At 47.1% G+C, this 22,505-nt stretch carries 19 protein-coding genes, 1 tRNA gene and 1 other RNA gene; 15 read left to right on the forward strand and 6 right to left on the reverse strand.

From position 1 onward, the window contains the following. The coding region (locus AC3A8L_RS04635; protein WP_487961067.1) for an Rne/Rng family ribonuclease at positions 1–1,611 on the reverse strand (1,611 nt) is incomplete at its 3' end. An 812-nt stretch (positions 1,612–2,423) separates the two neighbouring features. Between AC3A8L_RS04635 and AC3A8L_RS04640 the strand changes: the two genes are divergently transcribed. Next, a complete protein-coding gene (locus AC3A8L_RS04640) occupies positions 2,424–3,374 on the forward strand; it encodes an RluA family pseudouridine synthase (RefSeq protein ID WP_487961068.1) in 951 nt (316 codons plus the stop codon). Next, positions 3,358–4,011 carry an HAD family hydrolase gene (locus tag AC3A8L_RS04645; RefSeq protein ID WP_487961069.1) on the forward strand — a complete coding sequence of 218 codons (654 nt, stop codon included), beginning with the start codon at positions 3,358–3,360 and terminating at the stop codon, positions 4,009–4,011. The genes AC3A8L_RS04640 and AC3A8L_RS04645 overlap by 17 nt, the downstream gene beginning before the upstream one ends. Here the strand turns inward: AC3A8L_RS04645 and AC3A8L_RS04650 are convergent. The 3 genes from AC3A8L_RS04650 to AC3A8L_RS04660 are packed head-to-tail and all read right to left on the reverse strand — an operon-like array spanning position 4,008 to position 6,264. Continuing rightward, positions 4,008–4,610 (reverse strand): Maf family protein, encoded by a 603-nt coding sequence (locus tag AC3A8L_RS04650; protein WP_487961070.1) that lies wholly within the window; start codon positions 4,608–4,610, stop codon positions 4,008–4,010. The two genes, AC3A8L_RS04645 and AC3A8L_RS04650, sit on opposite strands and share 4 nt — an antisense overlap. A 7-nt stretch (positions 4,611–4,617) precedes the next feature. Continuing rightward, entirely contained in the window at positions 4,618–5,760 is a 1,143-nt protein-coding gene (locus AC3A8L_RS04655; RefSeq protein WP_487961071.1) for a trypsin-like peptidase domain-containing protein, read from the reverse strand. Between the two features lie 3 nt (positions 5,761–5,763). Further along, the gene (locus tag AC3A8L_RS04660; protein ID WP_487961072.1) at positions 5,764–6,264 is read right to left on the reverse strand and encodes a Z-ring associated ZapG family protein; all 501 of its coding nucleotides are present in this window, start codon (positions 6,262–6,264) and stop codon (positions 5,764–5,766) included. Positions 6,265–6,472: 208 nt separating this feature from the next. Between AC3A8L_RS04660 and AC3A8L_RS04665 the strand changes: the two genes are divergently transcribed. Then, positions 6,473–7,717, forward strand: coding sequence for a leucine-rich repeat domain-containing protein (locus tag AC3A8L_RS04665; RefSeq protein WP_487961073.1), 1,245 nt, complete (start codon positions 6,473–6,475; stop codon positions 7,715–7,717). A gap of 10 nt (positions 7,718–7,727) precedes the next feature. Here the strand turns inward: AC3A8L_RS04665 and AC3A8L_RS04670 are convergent, their stop codons facing one another. Further along, entirely contained in the window at positions 7,728–8,903 is a 1,176-nt protein-coding gene (locus tag AC3A8L_RS04670) for a helix-turn-helix domain-containing protein (protein ID WP_487961074.1), read from the reverse strand. 192 nt (positions 8,904–9,095) lie between these two features. Between AC3A8L_RS04670 and AC3A8L_RS04675 the strand changes: the two genes are divergently transcribed. Next, the gene (locus tag AC3A8L_RS04675) at positions 9,096–9,881 is read left to right on the forward strand and encodes a helix-turn-helix domain-containing protein (RefSeq protein WP_487961075.1); all 786 of its coding nucleotides are present in this window, start codon (positions 9,096–9,098) and stop codon (positions 9,879–9,881) included. Between the two features lie 306 nt (positions 9,882–10,187). Here AC3A8L_RS04675 and AC3A8L_RS04680 read toward each other — a convergent pair. Beyond that, positions 10,188–10,274, reverse strand: a tRNA-Leu gene (locus AC3A8L_RS04680). A gap of 404 nt (positions 10,275–10,678) precedes the next feature. On the opposite strand from AC3A8L_RS04680, the gene AC3A8L_RS04685 reads away from it, so the two are divergent. The 11 genes from AC3A8L_RS04685 (at position 10,679) to mraY (ending at position 22,486) form a co-directional block, all read left to right on the forward strand. Further along, positions 10,679–12,409 carry a FimL-related protein gene (locus AC3A8L_RS04685; RefSeq protein WP_487961076.1) on the forward strand — a complete coding sequence of 577 codons (1,731 nt, stop codon included), beginning with the start codon at positions 10,679–10,681 and terminating at the stop codon, positions 12,407–12,409. 22 nt (positions 12,410–12,431) lie between these two features. After that, positions 12,432–13,178, forward strand: coding sequence for an NAD(+) diphosphatase (nudC, locus tag AC3A8L_RS04690; RefSeq protein ID WP_487961077.1), 747 nt, complete (start codon positions 12,432–12,434; stop codon positions 13,176–13,178). Positions 13,179–13,264: 86 nt separating this feature from the next. Continuing rightward, positions 13,265–14,305, forward strand: a complete 1,041-nt coding sequence (gene sohB, locus AC3A8L_RS04695; RefSeq protein WP_487961078.1) for a protease SohB — start codon at positions 13,265–13,267, stop codon at positions 14,303–14,305. Positions 14,306–14,415: 110 nt separating this feature from the next. Further along, positions 14,416–14,765, forward strand: an RNA gene (gene rnpB / locus AC3A8L_RS04700) — RNase P RNA component class A. Between the two features lie 340 nt (positions 14,766–15,105). Continuing rightward, on the forward strand, positions 15,106–15,546 hold the full coding sequence (mraZ, locus tag AC3A8L_RS04705) for a division/cell wall cluster transcriptional repressor MraZ (protein WP_487961094.1): 441 nt from the start codon (positions 15,106–15,108) through the stop codon (positions 15,544–15,546). Between the two features lie 18 nt (positions 15,547–15,564). Beyond that, a complete protein-coding gene (gene rsmH, locus AC3A8L_RS04710) occupies positions 15,565–16,509 on the forward strand; it encodes a 16S rRNA (cytosine(1402)-N(4))-methyltransferase RsmH (protein WP_487961079.1) in 945 nt (314 codons plus the stop codon). A gap of 5 nt (positions 16,510–16,514) precedes the next feature. Beyond that, a complete protein-coding gene (gene ftsL, locus AC3A8L_RS04715) occupies positions 16,515–16,793 on the forward strand; it encodes a cell division protein FtsL (protein ID WP_487961095.1) in 279 nt (92 codons plus the stop codon). Further along, on the forward strand, positions 16,790–18,490 hold the full coding sequence (locus AC3A8L_RS04720; RefSeq protein WP_487961080.1) for a peptidoglycan D,D-transpeptidase FtsI family protein: 1,701 nt from the start codon (positions 16,790–16,792) through the stop codon (positions 18,488–18,490). Before ftsL ends, AC3A8L_RS04720 begins: the two co-directional genes overlap by 4 nt. Further along, positions 18,487–20,010 carry a UDP-N-acetylmuramoyl-L-alanyl-D-glutamate--2,6-diaminopimelate ligase gene (locus AC3A8L_RS04725; RefSeq protein WP_487961081.1) on the forward strand — a complete coding sequence of 508 codons (1,524 nt, stop codon included), beginning with the start codon at positions 18,487–18,489 and terminating at the stop codon, positions 20,008–20,010. The genes AC3A8L_RS04720 and AC3A8L_RS04725 overlap by 4 nt, the downstream gene beginning before the upstream one ends. Continuing rightward, positions 20,007–21,410: a UDP-N-acetylmuramoyl-tripeptide--D-alanyl-D-alanine ligase gene (locus AC3A8L_RS04730; RefSeq protein WP_487961082.1), complete on the forward strand. Its 1,404-nt coding sequence runs from the start codon at positions 20,007–20,009 to the stop codon at positions 21,408–21,410. The genes AC3A8L_RS04725 and AC3A8L_RS04730 overlap by 4 nt, the downstream gene beginning before the upstream one ends. Beyond that, on the forward strand, positions 21,404–22,486 hold the full coding sequence (gene mraY / locus AC3A8L_RS04735; protein WP_487961083.1) for a phospho-N-acetylmuramoyl-pentapeptide-transferase: 1,083 nt from the start codon (positions 21,404–21,406) through the stop codon (positions 22,484–22,486). The genes AC3A8L_RS04730 and mraY overlap by 7 nt, the downstream gene beginning before the upstream one ends. Positions 22,487–22,505: the final 19 nt, after the last annotated feature.

Here is a 22,505-nt window from a genome sequence, read left to right on the forward strand (position 1 = left end):
GGTAACTTGTGGTGGCGGCGAAACTTGTGCCACTAAAGGTTTTTGCGGAACAAAGTTTTCTGCTTTTTTCTCTTCTTCCAGTTCATCGGCGTGAGGGTCTGAAATTTCTATTTTATAGCTTTGATCTGTGCCTTCTACTTCGTCGTCGCGCAAGCGAGTGACTTCGTAGTGGGGCGTAACCATGCGCTCGTTAGGTATGATTACGACGCGGGTTGAATGGCGTGTTTCAATGTTGTTGATTTCGGTGCGCTTTTCATTCAGTAGGTAAGTGGCTACGGGTACAGGGACTACTGTGCGAATTTCGGCGCTGCGTTCTTTTTTGGCCTCTTCTTCTACTATTCGTAATATGGAAAGCGCTAGGGAGCGGGTGCTACGAATAGTGCCTTGGCCTGTGCAGCGTGGGCACATCTTTGAGGTTGTTTCTTCAAGCGATGGACGCAAGCGCTGGCGAGACATTTCGAGTAGGCCAAAGCGGGAAATTTTTCCGATTTGAACGCGTGCTCTGTCCATGCCGAGTGCGTCGCGCATACGGTTTTCGACTTCGCGGCGGTTGCGGTCTGGATGCATGTCGATAAAGTCGATAACGACTAGGCCACCGATATCGCGAAGACGCATTTGGCGCGCAATTTCGTCGGCGGCTTCTAAATTGGTGGCGAGTGCGGTTTCTTCAATGTCTCCGCCTTTGGTGGCGCGGGCAGAGTTGATGTCGATAGAGACCAGGGCTTCGGTGGGGTCGATAACAATGGATCCGCCGGAAGGAAGCTTTACTTCACGCTCAAAGGCGGTTTCTATCTGGCCTTCGATTTGGTAACGGTTGAAGAGGGGTACTTCATCGTTATAGTACTTAATTTTGTGCTTTTCTTGCGGCATCACTTGTTGGACAAACTGCTGCGCAAGAAGGAATGAGTCGTGTGTGTCGACAATAACTTCGCCAATATCTGGGCGGAGGTAGTCGCGAATTGCGCGGATGATGACGTTGCTTTCTTGAAACAAAAACTTCGGTGCGCTAACGCCAGTCGAGGCATCAATAATGGATTGCCATACGCGAACGAGATAATTGAAGTCGTTTTGAAGGTCGATAGCGCTTCGGCCAACACCTGCGGTGCGCACAATAATACTCATGCCTTTTGGCATATCGAGTGAGCTAAGTGCTTCCTTTAGCTGGGAGCGGTCGTCGCCATCAATACGACGAGAAATACCGCCGCCGCGAGGGTTGTTCGGCATTAACACAAGGTAACGGCCGGCCAAGCTAATGAAGGTAGTTAGTGCGGCGCCTTTGTTGCCGCGCTCTTCTTTATCGACTTGAACAATGACTTCGGTGCCTTCTTTGACAAGGTCTTTGATGCGGCCGCGATCACTTTTGCCGTCTTGCTTAACGAAGTATTCGCGTGAAATTTCTTTTAGGGGAAGGAATCCATGCCTGTTAGCGCCATATTCAACAAAGGCGGCTTCTAGGCTGGGTTCAACGCGTGTGATTTTGCCTTTATAGATGTTGGATTTTTTTTGTTCGCGCTGTTGGTTTTCAATATCAAGGTCGTAGAGCCATTGGCCGTCGACAAGTGCCACGCGGATTTCTTCGGGTTGGCTGGCGTTGATAAGCATTCTTTTCATTGGTTGTGTTCTCTTTGCTTTTAGCAATTATGCAAAGCACAAGCCCAAGAAAGTGCATACAGCCGATAGCGGCTAGGTGCGTGCTGCAGGCTAAGTGGCAAGTGCTAAATCGAGCTTGCCTACTTAATTGGCCTTTAATGTGAGGCCTTGCGGTGCGCGCATACAGTTATACAAGTGTTAGGACGTCGCAAGCGTGCTTGCGGGTTTCCAGTAGGCGGTATTGTGACCGGCCAGTGACTTGTGTTTCAGTTGCTGAGCAATACTCAGCAACTGCTGTTAATTCGTCTATCGTGTCCTTTGGCTTTTGAATGCCGTGAGCGCTGTGTTTTTGGGCCTTTGCCGCAAAAGTGAAGCGTCTTCAGGGTCTTCGTCGCATAGTGCGAAAGCGAAGGCGTGGCGCAAAGCGGTTAATGCTCGCTTGCTGCCAAAACTGCAAGCACATCTTGAGATGCGCGTTGGCTTTTATCTATCGGTTTAAGTTTATGTTGTTTTGCTCAGTGGTGAGCGAGGGAGGGGTTTTTGGCGGTAATTAAGTTGCCTAGTAAACGCACCATCCCAATTGCACTTGTAGCTATTTGCTCCATAGCGCTAATTATTTCAGTGTGCAGTCACTCAATCGGTCCGAACTGGGCGAGCATTTGCTCTGTAGGGCTACTGTACTGATAGATATGCCCAGTCAGGTGTGACAGCTGCTGGAGTGTAGCACTTAGGTATGAGGCTTTCAAATGTGTGCAAGTATTTAATATGGGGCTTTTATAGAGCTGCTTGAAAGGGGGGTGTAGAATTGCGCGTTTTATGCGCTAGGTTACGTCATGAGTGAAGTTAAATTTATAGAAGTCCCTGAAGAATATGAGGGCCAGCGCTTAGATAATTTCTTGCTGGCACGCTTAAAGGGCGTGCCTAAATCGATGATTTATCGGGTGATTCGAAAGGGAGAGGTCAGGGTTAATAAGGGTAGGGCAAAGCCGGATCGTAAGTTGGTGGGTGGAGATATTGTGAGAGTACCCCCAGTTAAAACGAAAGAGGTGGAGGTGGTGACGCCATCGCAAGGTTTGGTTAAAACACTCAGTGATGCCGTTTTGTATGATGACAATGGTTTACTGATCATTAATAAGCCTTCTGGATTGGCGGTGCACGGGGGTAGTGGCATTAATGTGGGGCTTATTGAGGCTTTGAGGCAGGCGTATGAGGCGCCGTTTTTGGAGCTGGTGCATCGCCTGGATCGGGATACTTCAGGTTGCGTAATGGTCGCGAGAAAGCGCAGTGTTTTGAAACATTTACAGGAGGCTTTACGGCATAAAGGGGTGATACAAAAGCATTACTTGGCTGTGGTTGTTGGGCGCTGGCCCAAGCATATTACACGGGTGGATGTACCGCTGAAACGCTGTGAATACCCTAATGGTGAGCGTGTTGTTCGTGTGCATTCAGAGGGTAAGGCGTCTGTTACTGAATTTAAAGTGCTTCAGTATTTTGATGGCTTTACGTTGGTTGAGGCTAAGCCGCTAACCGGGCGAACGCATCAAATTCGCGTGCACGCCCAGCATGTTGGATGTTCCTTGGTGGGGGATGATAAATACACGCCACCTGAAGAGAATAAGCGTTTTCGGGGCAAAGGTTTTAAACGTTTGTGTTTGCATGCTTATGGCCTGCAGTTGCGCTTTGCTGACGGCGCACCGTTGTCTGTGCGTGCGCCTTTACCTGCAGAGTTGTTGCGCCCTTTGGTTGCGTTGGGCTTGGAGGTCTCGAATGCTGATTATTTTTGATTGGGATGGCACAGTGAGTGATTCAACTGCAAAAATAGTCCGCTGCGTTCAGCTGGCTGCCAAAGAGTTGGGGTTTCCTGTTCTGGCGCCATTGGCAATCAAAGAAATAATCGGATTAAGTTTGGTCAATGCGGTGGCTCAGTTGTATCCGCGATTACCGCTGGAGCAAGTTGAGGCGTTGGCTCAGAGTTATAGTCGTCACTATATCGCCGATGCCGAGGTGCCTGGTTTTTATCCCGGTGCGCTCGAAGCGTTGGAGTCGTTGCACAGTAACGGTTTCTCGTTGGCTGTTGCTACGGGAAAGAGTCGCAAGGGGTTGGATCGAGTGCTTGATCAGTTGGGCGTTGCGCAGCTTTTTTCGTACTCGCGCTGCGCTGATGAATCGGCTTCAAAGCCCGATCCTCTAATGCTCACTGAAATTTTGCTGGAAAGTGGTCGCACTCATAAGCAGGCTTTGATGATAGGGGACACCGAATTTGATATGGCAATGGCGCAGGCTGTAGCTATGCCACGTGTGGCCGTTAGTTATGGCGCCCATCATATTGATCGTTTGAAGCCCTATGATCCTGAGTTATGCGTTGATAATTTGGAATTAATTGTACCTTGGCTCGATGGTCGGCGAGAGCGGCTTGGCTAGGTTGGTTGATGGGTTTGTAGTAGCGGGTTAACGCCGAAGTGGCGTAAGAACTCGGCTGTGCGAATTAGGGGTAAGCCAATAAGTGCGCTTGGGTCATCACTCGCTATTCGTTTGAATAGCATGCACCCGGCCCCTTCACTTTTAAAGCTGCCGGCGCAGTCGATGGGGTTGTCTTGCTGGATGTAGTTTATTATCTCTTCGTTGGTCAGTTTGCGAAAAGTGACTTCTGTTGTAATGACATCGCTGTATTGTTTGCTGCCTTGCTGGACACTCAATGCGGTGTGGAAAAGTACGGTACGCCCTGATTGGCGCTTGAGTTGTTCGAAGGCTTTTTCGGCAGACCCTGGTTTCCCCAGTAGAGCGCCATCGGTCCAAGCCACTTGATCGCTGCCTATAATGATTTCTTCAAATGAAGCGTCGGGGCGATTGGCTACTGCTTGAGCTTTTGCTTTGGCAAGCCTAAGTGCGCTCTCTTCGGGCGCCTCGTTTGCGAGAGGCGATTCATTAATGTTGGGTGCTATGCAAGACGCTTGGATATTAAGTTTACTTAAAAGTGCGCGGCGGTATTTTGATGAGGACGCAAGAATGATGTCGGGCATGTGCGGCTTAGCTGGTAATTGGGTTGATGGCTAACACGGCATTGATGACGTGTCGTTTTCCGTCGCGGTAAATTTCGAGCAGTATTTTTTCACCTGGTCGAGACTCTTTCACTTCTTGCATGCTGCGCAAACCGCCATTTAAGCCGTTACTGACCTTTTGATTGTTGACCTTCACAATAATGTCGCCGGGTTGCAGGCCTGCCACGTGGGCAGGGCCGCTATTGTATACACCTGTCACGAGTAAACCGTGAGGCGAGGGTAGGCTATAGCGGCTGGCAATTTGAGGTGAGATGGGTTGTGCGGTTACGCCGAGCCACCCGCGAACAACGCGGCCAAATTCAATAATATCGTTTAGGCTTTGCAGGGCTGTTTCGGCGGGGATGGCTAGCCCTACGCCGTTAAGGTCGTTGTCGCCGATGCGGTCAAGCATTGCGGTGTTGATGCCCACTAGGTTGCCAAAAGCATCGATTAAAGCGCCGCCGCTATTGCCGGGGTTAATGGCGGCATCGGTTTGTATAAAATTTTCAAAGGTGTTGATGCCTAGCCCGTATCGGCCGACTGCAGAAATAATGCCTTGGGTAACGGTTTGCCCCATACCAAAGGGGTTGCCAATTGCGAGTACCACATCGCCGACAAGCATGCCTTGGTTGGAAGGGATGGGAATGGCGGTGAGCTGGTCCAGTTCTATTTTGAGTACTGCAAGGTCGTTTTCCTTGTCGATCCCAATGAGGTCTGCTTGCGCATCTCTGCCGTCTTGGAGTTGAACGACAATTTCGTCGGCTCCCTGAATGACATGATTATTGGTAAGTAGGTAACCTGTTTCGGTCACGATAACGCCAGACCCTAGCGCTGACTGCATTCTTTCTTGGCGGGAAGTGTCGGCGTTGTTAAAAAAGTGACGAAATAAGGGGTCGTCAAATAGAGGATGGCGAGCGCGCTTTAGTTTCTTGCGGGTGTAGATGTTTACAACGGCGGGGGAGGCTCGTTGTACGGATTGAGCGTATGATGTTGGCTGTCCCCAGCTGTTGTTTGGCGCGAAAGCGCCGCTGCTGCGCGGGTTCATCTGCGGCATAACAACAAGGGCTATTAACGCTGAAAATAACCCTATAACAAGAGGCCAACGGGTATAAAGGAATACTTGGTAGAGCACGATTTAGCGCGCTTCAGTTGGCTTCGTTGCGGTCCGCACTTCAATGCTGTCGACTTCATCAACTTCTTCTTTTAAGCCAAACTCTTCACTCAGGACGCCTCCGGCTCCGGGTGCTTTAGGTGCCCAGTCTTTTGGTGGGGAGAGGTCTGCGGGGTCGAGGTTCTCGAGTGCAGCGCTTTCGCTAAGGGGTTGTTCTTCGTCGCCTTGGGCAAGAATCGACCGGCTCACGTCGGCGCTTGTTAAGTGGAGCGCTCCTCGGACGAGGTGTTCGCGTAGCTCCTGTTGACGCTGTTGCGTTTCGGTAATAAGGCGCGAAGTGTCAACGAAGTGTTGAGCAACATTTTGTTGGTATTGGTTATATTCGCTTTGTAAGGTGTTATGTCTTGCTTCTAGGTCTTTAGGTTGGCGAGCGTTGCTAAATATACGCATAGCTAACGCGCCTAAGCCGGCACCCGCAAGGAGGCAAATAACACTGGTAGCAATAAGCGCAGATGTAGATATCACACAGAATTCCTCTCGAATTAACTAACGGGCGAATCATACAGCAAGTTATGTAATGCCGCTGCATGAACGAATGACTAGATTATGGTTTACCTTTGACCAAATGCCGAGCGCTATTTTTGTTTTAGCTTGCTGGGCCTGCGCGCTGGAGTGCGTCAGGTACAATGCGGCACACTTACTATCGATACATAAAAATCAATGAGGGGGTCATGTGCAAACATTGGCAAAGCTTAAGGCTGGAGAGTTGGATGGTGTTAAGCAGCTAACTCTTGCTGAGGGGATTCACGAGTTCCCAGAAGAGATTTTCAATTTATGTGAGACTTTGGAGGTTCTTGACTTGACGGGGAATTGCTTGTCTTTGTTGCCGGATAATTTTCATTGCCTCAAGCGTCTTAAAATATTGTTTTTATCGAATAATGATTTTGAGGCCTTACCTTCTGTGTTGGGTCGGTGTGGTTCCTTGGAGATGATTGGCTTTAAATCAAACCGTATTAGTGTTGTGCCGGCAGAGGCCTTGCCGCCGCAAACACGCTGGCTCATTTTGACGGACAACTGCATCGCTGAGCTGCCGGACAGTATTGGTTCATTGCATCGATTGCAAAAATTGATGCTGGCGGGGAATCAACTGTCTCGTTTGCCGGAGTCTATTGCGCGCTGTGAAAATTTGCAGCTGCTTCGGATATCGGCCAATCGATTATTGAGCTTCCCTGAGCAACTTTTAAATTTACCTCGATTGGCTTGGCTGGCTTTTGCTGGCAACCCTTTTTGCTATTCGGAGGATGGTGAGGGCGAGCTGCCCGAGATAGATATTGATGATTTGGTGATAGGTGAGGTTCTTGGCGATGGCGCCTCCGGTGTTATTTCGAAGGCGCATTGGTGTGGGGAGCAATCTAGATTCCCTTCGTGCGTGGCTGTAAAGCTTTTTAAGGGCGGCGTTACAAGTGATGGTTTTGTGCAGGATGAACTGCGTGCAACCTTAATGGTGGGGCAGCACAATAATTTGGTGTCGCCGCTGGCTAGCATTCCTGGCAAGGGTTTGGTGATGAGGTTAATCCCTGACGGTTATCGGAATTTGGCGGGTCCGCCAAGCTTGGCAAGCTGCACTCGCGATGTCTTTACTGAGGGCACTTCGCTGCCGCTGGGTTTGATCGAGATGCTGGTTGAGCAGGTTGAGGCTGTGGTTGAGCATGTACACAGTAAAATGCTGTGTCATGGTGATTTATACGCACACAATATGTTGCTGGACGAAGGTTCTGGGCATGTTCTATTGGGGGATTTTGGTGCTGCATCCTACTATCGTGCGCAGAATGTTCACGTTACTGAGGGCGTGCGGCGAATCGAGCAGCGTGCGCTGGGCTTTTTCATTGAGGATGTTTTATCGGTTTGTGATAAAGGGGAGCGCAATAGTGCTGGCTATCGATTGTTGAGTGAGCGAGCACGAGCTTGCATCTCCTGATGTTTGAGGTTTAAAGCGCTCCGCTTTTGTGTTGGGCGCGGTATTCACTTGGCGACATTCCGGTAATGCGCTTGAAAAAGCGTTGAAATGCAGACTTACTGTTGAATCCCGTCATGAAGAGGATGTCTGTAATTGATGTTTCTAAATGTTTGGGCGATACCAGTAGCCTCTGAGCCTCTTGAACACGATAGCTATTAATGAATTCGAAAAAGTTTTTGCCAAAGTGTTGGTTTAGTACTGTTGATATGTCGCGTGTGGAGCGGCCTAGGTGGTCTGCAAATTGCTCTGCGGTTAAGTTGCTCTGTAGAAATAGTCGCTCATTTATCATGCTTGATTCGATTGTGTCAGCAAGGGAGTTGACGTGCAGTAGGGTGCTTTTTACGGATGTCTTTGGTTTTGAGGCGGTTAAGGCGCGCCCTAACTGTTGTTGGGTGAGGGAGACGCTATAGCTGAATAGGGTGAGTAAAAGCCCAAACGCAAGGTAGTTGCTCGCTATGCCGAGTATGTCTGCCATGCTGCCGTCATCTAGCCAAATTTTGGTGAGAGTGTCGCCAAATAAGTGGCTAAAGAAAGTCCATCCCCAGTAGGCGGCATAGCCAATGCATAAGAGGCTAAGCCAGTTTTTACCCATAGCGTTATCGTTCGAATAAAAATTTTGCATAAGATGCGAGGTTGAAAGTGCTATAGGGATGCAGGCTAGGGCGTAGACTGCAGGTAGTCCTTTCATTAAAAGCCATATGTCGTGAATGAGGCGCTGGTGTTGCGTGTGCGTAACACCTTTAAGGTCATCAAGGGATATGCCTAGCAGTAAAATGAGACTGACAACAACGGCGGATGGAGCAAGGTGCACTAACTGCTTTTTGTTGAAGTTAAACCCCGCCTGAGTAATGGCGGTCACGTAAAACAAAAGCGATGGGCCTTTAAGGAGATTAGCAAGGCATGTAAGGATGGCAATACTAGAGGAGGAGGTATTCAAGTTTAGCGCTATTTGCTCGTTCCACATGAGTATAATGCAGACGGAATGAACGAGTAAGCAGCCAAAAAATACGGTTAAGCAGTAGTTTGCACGACTGTTTTTGCTGGGCGCAACGGCTTGCATCACTAACATTAGGATGGCAGCGATAGCTGTGGTTATCACGATTAGATCGTGCAGGTTAAAGAGTGGTGTTTTAAATGGGTCGCTCATTGGGTTTGCAACGCTCTGATTTTAATTACTTTTTGTTTTTCCCACTTTCAGTATTGCAGAAAGTGGGACGTTTAAAAAGCGGTTCCCTTAAATGGTATTTACCCGATATTGGTGTTTTGTGAAAAGTGGTGCGACCTGAAAACCATTGCACATTAACCTTGTCGGCACAATGAATGATCAGGAGGTAGTTCTATGCAGGCTTCTGCAGCGGCAAAAATAAAGTACGACGCGCGTAAGTTGAATGCTGATGAGCAGGCACTACTACGACAAATGGCAGTCTCTCGTGTTATCTCTGGTGAGCCTGTTTCAAGGGTTACTAGGGCTTATGGTCTTGGTGATAAAACACTCTATAAGTGGCTGCGCACATACAAAGATGATGGCGCTACTGCACTCGCGCAGAGCGCTAAGCAGGGGCGTCGTCGACAGTTATCCGAAGAGCAGCTCTCTGAGGTCCTTGGTTGGATTATAGATCAGCCTACTAAAATGTGGTCACGCGCAGAGCTTTTGCTGCAAATCGAAAGTACCTTCGATGTCACTTGTAGTGCTACGACGTTGGGTCGGTTGTTTGCGGCTTGTGGTCTGAGCTCGCCGAAGCATGAGGGTGTTTATCAGAGTTATATTGCTGGCAGCTGGCAGCGCCAGGGGCGCCTTGATGTTCAGGAACTTGTTCGCCGCAAGCGTGCTGAGCGCCTAAGCTTAACGCGGGTTGTGGTGAAAAAACCTGATGGCAGCGGCAGTTGGCGCGGATGGGCTGCCTTTGGTGTGCGCGGCGGCATGATGCTTTTAAAAGATGGCGATTTGTTGTCAGCTTTGCGGGATATGAATGAGCGCACATCAATATCGCAGGTGGTTATGATTGATATGGAGATACCAGTTGGCGCTGTTTGGTGCTCTCAGTTGGCCGTGCTGAAAAATATTACGCTAATAAAATTGGATGAGGAAAGTGAAGTTGAGCCTGCTTTGGTGGAGACGGCTTAAGTGTGTATCATTTTTAGTCGAAACTAATTACAAAAAAAGCCCGCAACTGCGGGCTTTTTTTGTAGGTTAATTTTTATGTAACTATTCAGGTGGGCTCGAAATAATACTCACCAAAAAGGCGAATTGATTAATTTATGGGCATTCAGGCGTCAGGAGTGCTTGCGTGGCGCCGAAAGATGGCTTGATCGGCCCAGAAAATGATCAGTTTGCTGGCCTATTTACGCATGACTGAATAGTTACATTTTATAAGCTAAATGGTTGGGCAATAAAAAACCCCGATCGCCGGGCGGTCGGGGTTTTTGTATTTGGTACCAGAGGCCGGACTCGAACCGGCACACTATTGCTAGCGGGGGATTTTGAATCCCCTGTGTCTACCAATTTCACCACTCTGGCAAAGTGAGGCGCGCATTATAGCAATCGTTTTTGACTCGTCAATGCACTTTTTGATTTTTTATTTTTCTGTGAGATTTTGGGGCTGGTGTTTTGCCCAGGCAGGGTAAAAATACAGCGCAATCACCTTGATTTGGCACATAATGTCCTATTTGGGTTATGCCTCTGTGCGAGATCATTAGGTTTTGTTACACTCGCAGAGATTAGTTACGTTTTTGTCATGTGGTTGTCGGTTTAATCTGAAGTACAAACTTCTGCATGGCGTACCCATTTTTAATGGATTTTGGTGGAGAGGAAGGTTTTAGATCCTCAAACAACGATTTTTGCAGTGTCACTTTGACATTCTTTAAGCAAACAACCATAAATATAAACGCTATATGCAGACAATCAGCAAACAGGAATACAGTGTGAATACGACGGACTCAGTCAATGTTCAGTCTTTGTCGATGGTTCGTGAAGAGCTGCTTGCTACAATTGAGCAAGCTGGGCACGATCTTGAATCTTATGCTTCAGATAAAGACGACGGTAAGCCGCTAGGGGCCTGTACAGCAGGTATAAAACAAATACTGGGTATCTTTCGGCTATTGGAGCTTAAAGGTGCTAGTTTGTTGGCGGAAGAGCTCTATCTAACGACAACAACAATTAAGCCTGGTGACGCTGCAACGGTTAGCGCTAAAAAGCTAGAGCAAATAAGCTCCGCTTTTGTAGTGATGGCCGCTTATATTGAGTACGTGCAGCGTGCGCAAAAGCGTTTGCCTGTTTTGTTAATCCCTCAAATTAATGAGCTTCGCAAATTGCGCAAAGAAGCCGTGCTGCCGGAAAGCCACTTCTTTAAAATTACCTTTCGCGATGCCCCGGTTATCCCGCCTGTCGAACCTATTGTTGTTAGTGATGCAGAGTTTAAGCCGTTAATGGCCCGCTTGCGGCATATGTATCAGATGGGTTTGATTGGTGTATTGCGAAGTGATCAGTCAATTCCCGCTCTTGGTTTGATGCGTCGCGCTTTAATCCGGTTGCAGCGTTTGGGAGGCAGCGACAAACCGCTGACGTTATTGTGGTGGTTGGGTAACTTAGCCATTGTGGCTGTTGTTAAACAGAATATGGAGCTACTTGAGTCTCGCAAGATGCTCTTTAGTCGACTTGATCGCGTTATTCGTCAGGTTCAACAGAGCGGTAGTATTGCTTATCAGGCGGTACCGCCTAAAGGACTTGTCAAAGAGCTTCTGTATTTACTGATGTTGTCCGGCATAGATAGTGAAACCTTTAAAAAACTCCGTGCGTTATATGCCATTCCTAGCTTGGGCTATACAGATAAAGAGTTAGCTGAGGAGCGTCAAGTTTTACAGGGCCCTAGCGCTAGTACTGTGGCATCGTTGGTTAAGGTTTTGCAGGACGAGATAAATAACGCCAAAAAAGTATTGGAGATTGCATCTCAAGGGGCTTACAAAGTTGATGATGTTGAGGGCTTGGCTGAAACGCTGAGTAAAATCGCCGAAACGTTAAGTATTGTTGGGCTTAAAGGGCCGTCCGTAATTCTTAAAAACGAAATTGCTCGCGTCCGCTTGTGGGCTGATAACGATGGCGAAATGAGTGAGGACGACCTTGATGAAGCAGCTAAAACATTATTATTTATAGAAAGTGCTACGCTGAGTTTGGAGTATACGAAGTTGTCGAGTGATCGTTTGTCGATGGCAAATGAGGTTGTGCAGCGAGACGTTGTCGCTTTAAGTGAGTTGGCGCAAGCTGAAAAAATTGTATTGAAAGAGTCTGAGGCGGGTTTGAGTTTGTCCAAACGAGCGCTTAACTCTTATTCTGAGTCCGATTATGATTCTGGCCATATCCGTAATATTGCAAAAACGTTAACCGGTGTTCGTGGTGGCATGATTTTGCTAGAGCATAACCGTGCGGCGGCGGCTTTGCAGAGTTGCGTTAATTTTGTTGATGAAGTTTTAATGCAGCCGGATTTACCTGCTGCGTTAAAAGAGTTGTTGGAAACTTTCGCTGACGCCATTATCAGTATTGAATACTACATTGATACTGCGGTTCACGGCCATCGTGCAGACGAATCTGTGCTTAAGCTGGCGGAGGATAGTCTTGCTGCACTGGGGTTTGCTTCGGAATATGTAGCTAGCCACTAGCTTGTTAGGTAGGGGTTATAGAATGTTATCTGATGTTTGGCTGGTGGTCTGTGATGGCCGCTTTTTGCCAAAAGAGAATGGTGATTACAAACATAAAAAACAGCCGCTTGATGCGGCTGTTTTTTTGCGTGTTGGGAGTCTTGCTGGGGAGTCTTGGTCGGTTGCCGTTGTGGTGGGGTTATCAAAAGACCCGCTCTTATCGCTCCGGCATTTGATGTCTTCGGTTGACGCTGATGTTTTTAGTTTGCTGGCACGTGCCGCTCAGTTAGAGCACTGGTGGTTGCACCATCAATATTGTGGTCGCTGTGGCGGCTTAGCTCGGCAGCATGCTGATGAGCTTGCGTTGGAATGCACGGCTTGCGCCGCTTTATTTTACCCTCGTATATCGCCTTGTGTCATTGGCCTTGTGGTTGACGGGCCTCGGTGTTTGCTTGCAAAGCATGTACGCTCTAAAAGTCAGCGTTATAGTTGCTTGGCCGGTTTCATTGAGGTTGGAGAGTCTGCTGAGCAAGCTTTTGTTCGGGAGGTTCGCGAGGAGGTTGGTGTTGAGGTGGCTAATTTGCGTTATGTCACAAGCCAAAACTGGCCGTATCCCTCCCAGTTGATGCTGGGTTACATGGCTGATTATGCGGGCGGTGATATAGTTGTTGATGGTGTGGAAATTGAACACGCGGATTGGTTTACTGTGAGTGATTTACCAGAGTTGCCCCCAGAGGGGAGTATCTCACGTCATCTGATAGATGACTTCTTTGGGTCGTGTAAGGGTTAAAGTGCGCAGTGCTGTTCTTTGTATGGATGGTGGTGCTTTTATATTTTGTAGTCTGTTGATGTTTAGACGTATTTGAGGATTATCTGTTGGAATTTTTATTTGAGTATGGATTGTTTCTGGCTAAATCGATTACCTTGGTTGTGGCTATTGCGGTTGTGATCGGGTTGATTGTGGCTGCCGGTTTAAAAGGGCAGGGTGGTGAAAAGGGGCAGATTAGCATAGTGCGTTTAAATGAGCGCTACGATGCTATGCGTGAAGCGTTACAGCATGCTGTTTTGTCTGAAAAAGCGTTAAAAGCACTCGAAAAAGCGGAGAAAAAAGACGCCAAGCAAAAAGACAAGGCGGATAAAAAAGTTGAGACACCGGAGCGCCGAAAGCGTGTTTATGTATTGGATTTCGACGGCGACATTAAAGCTTCGGCAGCGGATGAATTGCGAGAGACGGTTACGGCTGTTTTAACGGTTGCCGAGCCTCAAGATGAGGTGGTTGTTAAGTTGGAGAGCGGCGGCGGCATGGTGCATAGTTATGGGTTGGCTTCAAGTCAGCTTGCGCGCATCACTAATAAGGCAATCCCTTTGACCGTGTGTGTAGATAAGGTTGCTGCCAGTGGTGGTTATATGATGGCATGTGTTGCCGATAAGATATTGGCAGCGCCATTCGCTATAGTCGGTTCTATTGGTGTTGTTGCGCAGATTCCTAATTTTCATAAGGTGCTTAAAAAGTACGATGTCGATTATGAGATGTTAACCGCTGGTAAGTACAAGCGTACCCTGACCATGCTTGGCGAGAATACAGATGAAGGCCGTGCAAAATTCGTTGAGGATTTGGAAGATACTCACGTACTTTTTAAGGAGTTTGTTTCTGGGCACCGTGAAAAGGTTGATGTTGAGGATGTGGCCACCGGTGAAATATGGTTTGGCTCGCGCGCACTGGATAAAAAGTTAATTGATGAGGTAAGCACCTCTGATGAATACCTGTATGAGCTGGCTCGATCGTCAGATCTATTTGAAGTCGGTTTTGAGCAGAAAAAAACGCTGCCTGAGAAACTAGGGCTTTCAGTTTCGGTTGCTGTTGAGAGCACAATGACCAAAGTTTGGGCGAAGGTTAATCAACGGTATTTTTCTTAAATTTTGCAGGCTCGATTCGTATATTTCAAGTGCGCAACATGAAGTAAAAGAAGCGAGAAATTAAAAGTTCTCGCTTGAGTAAAGTGATGCAAACCGCTAAAGTGCGCACCGGAGTCAGCTAGGCAATCGCTTCTGCTATATGCAGGGGAGGAAAGTCCGGGCTCCATAGGGCAGAACGCCAGGTAACGCCTGGGGGGCGCGAGCCTACGGAAAGTGCAGCAGAAAGTGTACCGCCTAAGCGCGTAAGCGCCGGTAAGGTTGAAAAGGTGCGGTAAGAGCGCACCGCGTGACTGGTAACAGTTCACGGCGATGGTAAACCCCGTTCGGAGCAAGACCAAATAGGAACCCGTATGGCGTGGCCCGCGTTGGGTTCGGGTAGGTTGCTTGAGGTATGTGGCGACGCATATCCCAGATGAATGATTGTCCACGACAGAACCCGGCTTACCGGCTGACTCCTTCTTATTTCTCGTGATAATTATTGCCTACCCTTTCATTACCGACGCCAGCTCTATAGCTGGCGGCTATTTCAAGAAAACACAATAACCTCTATTTGTTCTTTTTCTTAAAGTTCTTTCTTAAGATCTGCTTGTAACGCATAGCTTTATATTGACTAACTACCCCTCTATTAGCATGAACGTCCTTTATTGTGCGCGTATCATGCGTTAATAAGCTGCCATCTGTCTGACTTTCCCTCCACCTTACTTGACTTTGCTTTGATCGCACATATAGTGTGTATAAGTGGTTAATTGTGGTTAATTGTGGTTTTTGGTGGCTTAAGCGCTACTCTTGGTGGGGGAATCGTGTTTCAAGGCAGTCATAACATCAATATGGACGCTAAAGGACGGCTTGCGATTCCGGCTAAACACCGGGATGTACTCGCGTCTATTAGTGAGTCACGTATTGTGATGACAGCACATACCCAAGACCGCTGTGTATTAATGTATCCAGAAACAGAGTGGCAAGCCATTTTACCGAAAATTGAGGCATTACCGACGTTTAATCGAGCGGCTTTACGAGCCCAGCGTTTATTGATTGGTTATGCCACGACGTTGGAATTGGATGGTAACGGCCGTGTATTAGTGCCGCCAACTTTACGTGATTATGGAAACCTCGACAAAAAGCTGATGTTGGTTGGGTTGGGGAAAAAGTTTGAACTCTGGAATGAAGATGATTGGTTGCAAACCGTAGCTGCCAGTGAAGATGACGAAATGCCAGCAGAAATGCTGTCGCTTTCCTTATAACTCTAATTTAGCGACTTTATGACAGCACAAGCGCATTATTCAGTATTACTCGCAGAGTCCGTTTCTTCATTGGTTGGTAATGAGGGGGGCGTCTACATTGACGGCACTTTCGGAAGGGGCGGTCATAGTCGAGCCATTTTAAAAAGCTTATCTGCAGATGCACAATTAATTGCTTTTGATAAAGACCCTGAAGCTATTACGGTTGGTGATGCGCTAACGGCTGAAGATTCACGGTTTTCTATTGTCCATGATTCGTTTGCTAGCATGAAGCGAGTTGCTCAAGAGCGAGATTTATCGGGTCTTGTAGATGGCGTATTACTTGATTTAGGCGTTTCCTCTCCGCAGTTGGATCAAGCCGAGCGAGGCTTTAGTTTTATTAAAGACGGTCCATTAGATATGCGAATGGATACGAGTAGGGGGCAAAGCGCGGCCGATTTTGTTAATCGTGCGAAAGAAGCTGAAATTGCACGTGTTATGAAAGAGTACGGTGAAGAACGCTTTTCTCGTCGTATAGCAGGCGCTATTGTTCGTCGTCGTGCCGATAAACCTTTCGAACGGACTTTGGATCTTGCGGATGTTATTACTAAAGCGAACCCCCGTTGGGAGCGCGACAAAAATCCTGCAACGCGAGGGTTTCAAGGGATTCGTATTCATGTGAATGGCGAGCTTGATGATCTTCGAGCGGCTTTACCTGCCGCATTAGATATTTTGCGCCCCGGCGGGCGTTTGATCGTTATTAGTTTTCACAGCCTTGAAGATCGTATCGTAAAGCGTTTTTTTAAAGAGGGCGCTAAAGGTAAGTCGTTACCTGCGAATTTACCTATCCCGGATATCGAGTTGGAAAAAACACTTCGTATCATTACGAAGCCGGTTAAAGCGACCGATGAAGAGTTAGGTGAAAATATTCGATCTCGTAGCGCTATTATGCGAATCGCTGAAAAACTTCCCATGAAAGAGGAGTAGCGGTGATGATTTCAAAATCTAAACTTTCGTTAGTTAGTATTTTATGGATGTCTGTTGTTGTTTCTGCTATTTCGGTAGTTTACATCACGTTTGATGTGCGCCGGCATACGCAAGCATTGGCTGTACTGAATAATCAAACCCAAGCTCTACAGGTGGAAACGGGCCAGTTGTTACTCGAGAAAAGCGCATTAGCGTCTTATGCAAGGGTGGAAAAAATTGCTACGCAGGATTTAAATATGCGAGTACCCACTGGGCATGAAGTTGTGGTGGTAGAAATACGATGAGTCGAATAGCTGCCCATTGGCGTTTTGCTGCAATTTGCTTAATTATAGCAATATTGCCTGCTGCGCTGGTTTGGCATTTATCGTATTTGCAAGTAATGCCGGGGCAGGAAAAGGGTCACGATTTTCTTCAGGCGCAAGGACAAGCTCGAACTTTGCGCTCGCAAAAAATTAATGCTTATCGCGGTGTAATATCTGACCGTAATGGTGAGTTGTTGGCGGTGAGTACGCCGGTTATTTCTATCGCGGTAAACCCGCAAGTCATATCGCCGCAAGGCGTTAAAAATTTAGCGAAGGCGTTGAACCTTTCGGCTGACGATCTTAATAAGAAACTCCAGCATTACGCGAATAAACAGTTTATGTATGTGGCTAGGCAACTTCCTCCTCATGAGGCGGCAGCCGCTACTCAGCTTAAAATTCGAGGCGTTATTTCTGAGCGTGAATACCAGCGTTTTTATCCTGCCGGTGAAGTGGCTGCCCATATTGTTGGCTTTACCGATATCGATGATCAAGGTCAAGAGGGGATGGAGCTAGCCCTCGATGATCATTTGACGGGTGCGGCAGGTGTTCAGCGTGTAGTTAAAGACTTAAAAGGTAATGTTGTAAAAGATTTGGGTATTGTTAAAGCCGCCAGCCCTGGCGGTGATGTGCAGTTAAGTATTGATTTACGGTTACAGTATTTAGCGTATAGAGAGCTAAAGAGTGCAATGGCTACTCAAAAAGCTAAGTCTGGCTCTATTGTTATGTTGGATGTTGAAAGTGGTGAAATATTAGCCATGGTTAATCAGCCTTCATATAACCCGAACGACCGTAAAAACATTAAAGCCTCTGAAACTCGTAACCGCGCCATGACGGATGTTATTGAGCCAGGTTCGACAGTTAAGCCTTTTACTGTAATGGCCGCGCTTGAGACTGGCCGCTATACCCCCGATTCAGTCATTAATACCAACCCCGGCTATATTCGAGTTGGTCGTAAAACATTTTTGGATCCAAAGAATTACGGTGAGATTGATCTTGGTACTGTTATTCAAAAATCCAGTCAGGTGGGCATCAGTAAGTTAGCGTTAGATTTACCGCAAGATGTAGTTCGCAATATGTTTGCGCGTTTGGGCTTTGGTCAAAGTACGGGTAGCGGTTTTCCTGGTGAAAGCATCGGCGTACTGCCGAACCGTAGAAAGTGGCACCCGATTGAAACCGCGACATTGGCTTTTGGTTATGGTTTGAGCGTAACGCCGCTTCAATTGGCACATTCTTACGTGACCGTTGCAAACTCTGGAAGATCACGGCCTATTTCATTATTAAAACAAGATGAGCTTCCGCCTGCGACCCAAATTGTTGATGCCAAAATTGCAGATCAAATTGCTGTAATGCTAAAGCGTGTCACCGAGCAAGGTGGTACAGCGACAAGAGCACAAACGAGTGCCTATCTTACCGCGGGTAAAACAGGTACGGCGCATAAAGTCGGTAAACATGGTTATGCTGATGATAGATATGTGGCCACTTTTGCGGGCATGGCGCCAGCGGATAATCCTAAAGTTGTCACGGTCGTAGTCATTAATGAGCCTAGTAGTGGGCATTATTATGGTGGCGAAGCTGCAGCGCCTGTTTTTGCTAGCGTTACCGATAGTTCATTAAGATTATTAAATATCCCCCCCAATAACAGCCAGCAAACAATAGGCTCAAGAGTGGCTCGGCGATGAATATAATTACGTTTGCCCAGTTGCTGCCTCAGCTGATACTACCGCCTCATATCGCCAACCTTCCCGTTGGTGATTTGCGTTTAGATACTCGGTTGTTAAACCCTGGTGATGTTTTTATTTGTATTGGTGGTGAGGCGTTTATTTCAGATGCAGTCAATGGGGAAGCGATCGCTATTTTACGTGAGGGTAATGAAGACGTATCGGAGGGTAGTCATAGTGACCCCGTGATCATTACTGTCCCAAATCTGTCCGCAATACTTCCCGAACTTGCTAGCAGAAAGTATTCATTATCATCTGCAAATCCCCTAGCGCTTATCGGCGTTACTGGTACTAATGGTAAAAGCACGTTGGTTTCCTTAATTGCCCAGCTTCTTCAAAAAGCGTGTTTCGTTGATGAAAATCGTGGGTTTATGAAAACGGCTACCATGGGGACTTTGGGTGTTGGTGTTCTGGGTGAGCCGCTTGCTGAAACAGGCATGACAACCCCTGATGTTTTTAGCAATTATAAAACGTTGGCTGAGTTCTCATCCCGTGACGTTGGCTGCGTAGCGATGGAGGTTTCTTCCCATGGTTTAAGTCAGGGGCGCGTTGCAGGGCTACCGATTTCTACTGCTGTATTTACCAACCTTACACAAGACCATTTAGATTATCACGGTGATTTGACGAGTTATGCTGAGGCGAAGCAAAAGCTTTTCTCTATGCCGTCAGTGCAGCAAATCATTGTGAATGCAGATGATGATCACGCCGAGTTAATGGCTAGCAGTAAATCATCAATTTTGACTATTCGTTACGGCATTCATAGTGGCGAGGTGCGCGCAGAGAATATTTATACTCGCCAAGCGGGAACCGCCTTCACATTGTACTCCCCTTGGGGTAACACTGATGTTATCTCTCCCTTTTACGGCGTTTTTAATGTTTATAACCTTCTTGGCGCGATTGCTACGGCGATGGTCCAAGGAGCCGACTTTAATCGAGTTATTGAATCTATACCATCGTTGTTGCCGATAACGGGAAGGATGCAACAGTTGACCCCGGTTGGTGGTGTTCAAGTCGTTGTGGATTTTGCGCATACGCCAGACGGGCTTGAACAAGCATTAATAGCACTAAAAGCCCATACAGTAGGTAGAATTTGGGTGGTCTTTGGTTGTGGTGGTAATCGAGATAAGCAAAAACGCGCATTGATGGGTGCCATTGCAGAAGATATTGCTGATGAGTTGGTATTAACTAGCGATAATCCAAGAAATGAAAACCCTGATAGTATTTTGAGTGATATAGCCTCTGGCTGTAAAAAAGCTGCTCGTATTATTACGGATCGAAAAGAAGCGATTGAATACAGTATTGCGCATGCAACGGCAGGTGATTGCATTCTAATTGCCGGTAAGGGTCACGAGACTTATCAGATTATAAAGGAGCAAAAAATTCCTTTCTCTGATATTACTATTGCTGAGCAGGCGTTAGCGCAAAAGCACGTAATAGACTTTACTTATGAACCTACAATGGAAAGCGGGGCCGGACAATGAAACTTTCTCATTTGTTGGCAGCAACTGAAGGGCAGTTAGTCGGCAACGATTGCGATTTTTTGGCAATCACGACAGATACCCGAAAAATAAAAACGGCAGATCTTTTTGTAGCCTTGCGCGGCGATAATTTTGATGGGCATGATTTTTTAATACAGGCGCAAAATAGCGGTGCTATTGCTGCAGTTGTTGATCATCGAGTGGAAGGCTGCTCCTTACCGCAATTAGTTGTGAGCGATACAGTGATTGCTCTTGGAGAAATAGGGAACTGTATTCGTCAGGATTTTACCGGCCCGCTTGTTGCTATCACGGGTAGTTGTGGAAAAACGTCCGTTAAAGGTTTGCTGAATAGTATTTTTGAACTGGCGGGAAAAGCACTCGCAACGCAAGGTAACTTTAATAACCACATTGGCGTGCCACTTACGCTCAAAGACCTGACTGCTGAGCATGAGTATGCAGTGATAGAAATGGGTACCAGTGGACAGAATGAGATTGCTTATTTGGCGAATATGGCTGAGCCAACGGTGGCGCTGGTCAATAACATACGTGCGGCTCATATTGGTGGTTTTGGTAGCATTGATGCAATTGCGAATGAAAAGGGAACTATTTATGACTCCCTTAACAAAGCGGGTGCAACAAGTACTGCAGTTATAAATTTGGATGATGCTTTTTCAAGTCAGTATTTAAAGCAAACTACGCATTTAAGTCAAATAGGCTTCAGTGCGGGTAAAAGTGATCTCGGCAACTATAGTTTCCCATGTTTAATTGCCACAGATATCTCAATGACTCCTGAGGGTTACCCGCAATTCGTTATGCATTACCAGGGGGCGAAAACACCCGTAACGCTTAATGTTTTAGGTCTTCATTTTGTCAGCAATGCTTTAGCGGCTGCTGCCTGCGCATTAGCTGCTGGGATTTCGTTTGATAGTATCGCTCTAGGTTTACAGCAGTATTATGGCGATAGAGGAAGGATGCAGCGTTTAGGATTATTGGTTCCAGCGCAACAGGCTGTAATTATTCATGACGCGTACAACGCAAACCCTGGGTCGGTAAGGGTTGCGATAGATTACTTAGCCTCGCAGGCAACGGGCATCCGCTTGCTTGTTTTAGGGTATATGGGGGAACTAGGTGAGGGCGAAGGTTTTGAACATACGTCTATTGGGCTTTATGCGCAGGAAATGGGAGTAACACATTTATTGGCTATTGGGGCCTTACCGCGTCTAGCCGCTGAGGCGTTTGGAGAAAATGCTGCGGTTGTTGCGAATGTTGTTGAGGCTGCGGATTTTATCGCCCCATATTTATATCAAGATGCAACAATTTTATTGAAGGGATCACATGGTGCGGCCGTGGATGATGTGATCCCTATTCTTTCAAAAACAAGTAAGGGTCTTAGCCCATGTTAGTTTGGTTGGCTGATTTACTACAGCCGCACTTTAGTGCTTTAGATGTTTTTCGCTATCTTACGTTACGCGCTATTTTAGGTGTGTTAACGGCGTTAGGTATATGCCTGTTCTTAGGTCCGCTATTTATTCGTAAATTAGTCAAGTTACAAATTGGCCAGACTGTTCGTAGCGACGGTCCGCAAAGCCATTTAAGCAAGCAAGGCACGCCAACAATGGGCGGCGGGCTTATTTTGTTTGCTATTGGGACGAGTGCTTTTTTGTGGTCCGATTTGAGTAATCGATTTGTTTGGGCGGTTATGTTTGTAATGTTTGCCTATGGCGCTATTGGCTGGGTGGATGACTACCGTAAAGTCGTAGAGAAAAACTCTAAGGGGTTGCCTGCTAAGTGGAAATACTTTTGGCAATCTATTGTGGGTTTTGCAGTGGCTATTTTTTTGTATTCGACGGCACAGTCTCCAGCGGAAACTCAATTATTTATCCCGTTCTTTAAGAATGTTGCGCTGGATTTAGGGCCTTTGTATTTATTGCTGGTCTACTTTGTGGTTGTGGGTAGCTCAAATGCTGTGAATTTAACGGATGGCCTTGATGGTTTGGCGATTATGCCTACTGTTATGGTTGGGGCTGCACTTGGAATCATTGCCTACCTTGTCGGTAATGCTAAATTTGCAGCGTATCTCCACATTCCATACGTCGCGGGTACTGGTGAATTAGTTGTTTTTTGTGCCGCTTTAGCGGGAGCCGGTTTGGGCTTCTTGTGGTTTAACACTTACCCTGCGCAGGTGTTTATGGGTGATGTGGGTGCATTGGCACTTGGTGGCGCTTTAGGGGTTGTGGCCGTCATTGTTCGCCATGAAATCGTATTTTTTGTGATGTCGGGTGTTTTTGTTATGGAAACGGTGTCTGTCATTCTACAGGTTGCGAGTTTCAAGTTAACAGGCCGGCGAATTTTTCGGATGGCCCCATTACATCATCACTTTGAATTAAAAGGTTGGCCAGAGCCTCGGGTTATTGTGCGTTTCTGGATTGTGACTGTGATGCTAGTTTTGTTTGGTTTGGCAACGTTGAAACTACGCTAGCGTAAAAATTAGCGCCTTT

It is taken from the genome of Marinagarivorans sp. (assembly GCF_982758155.1).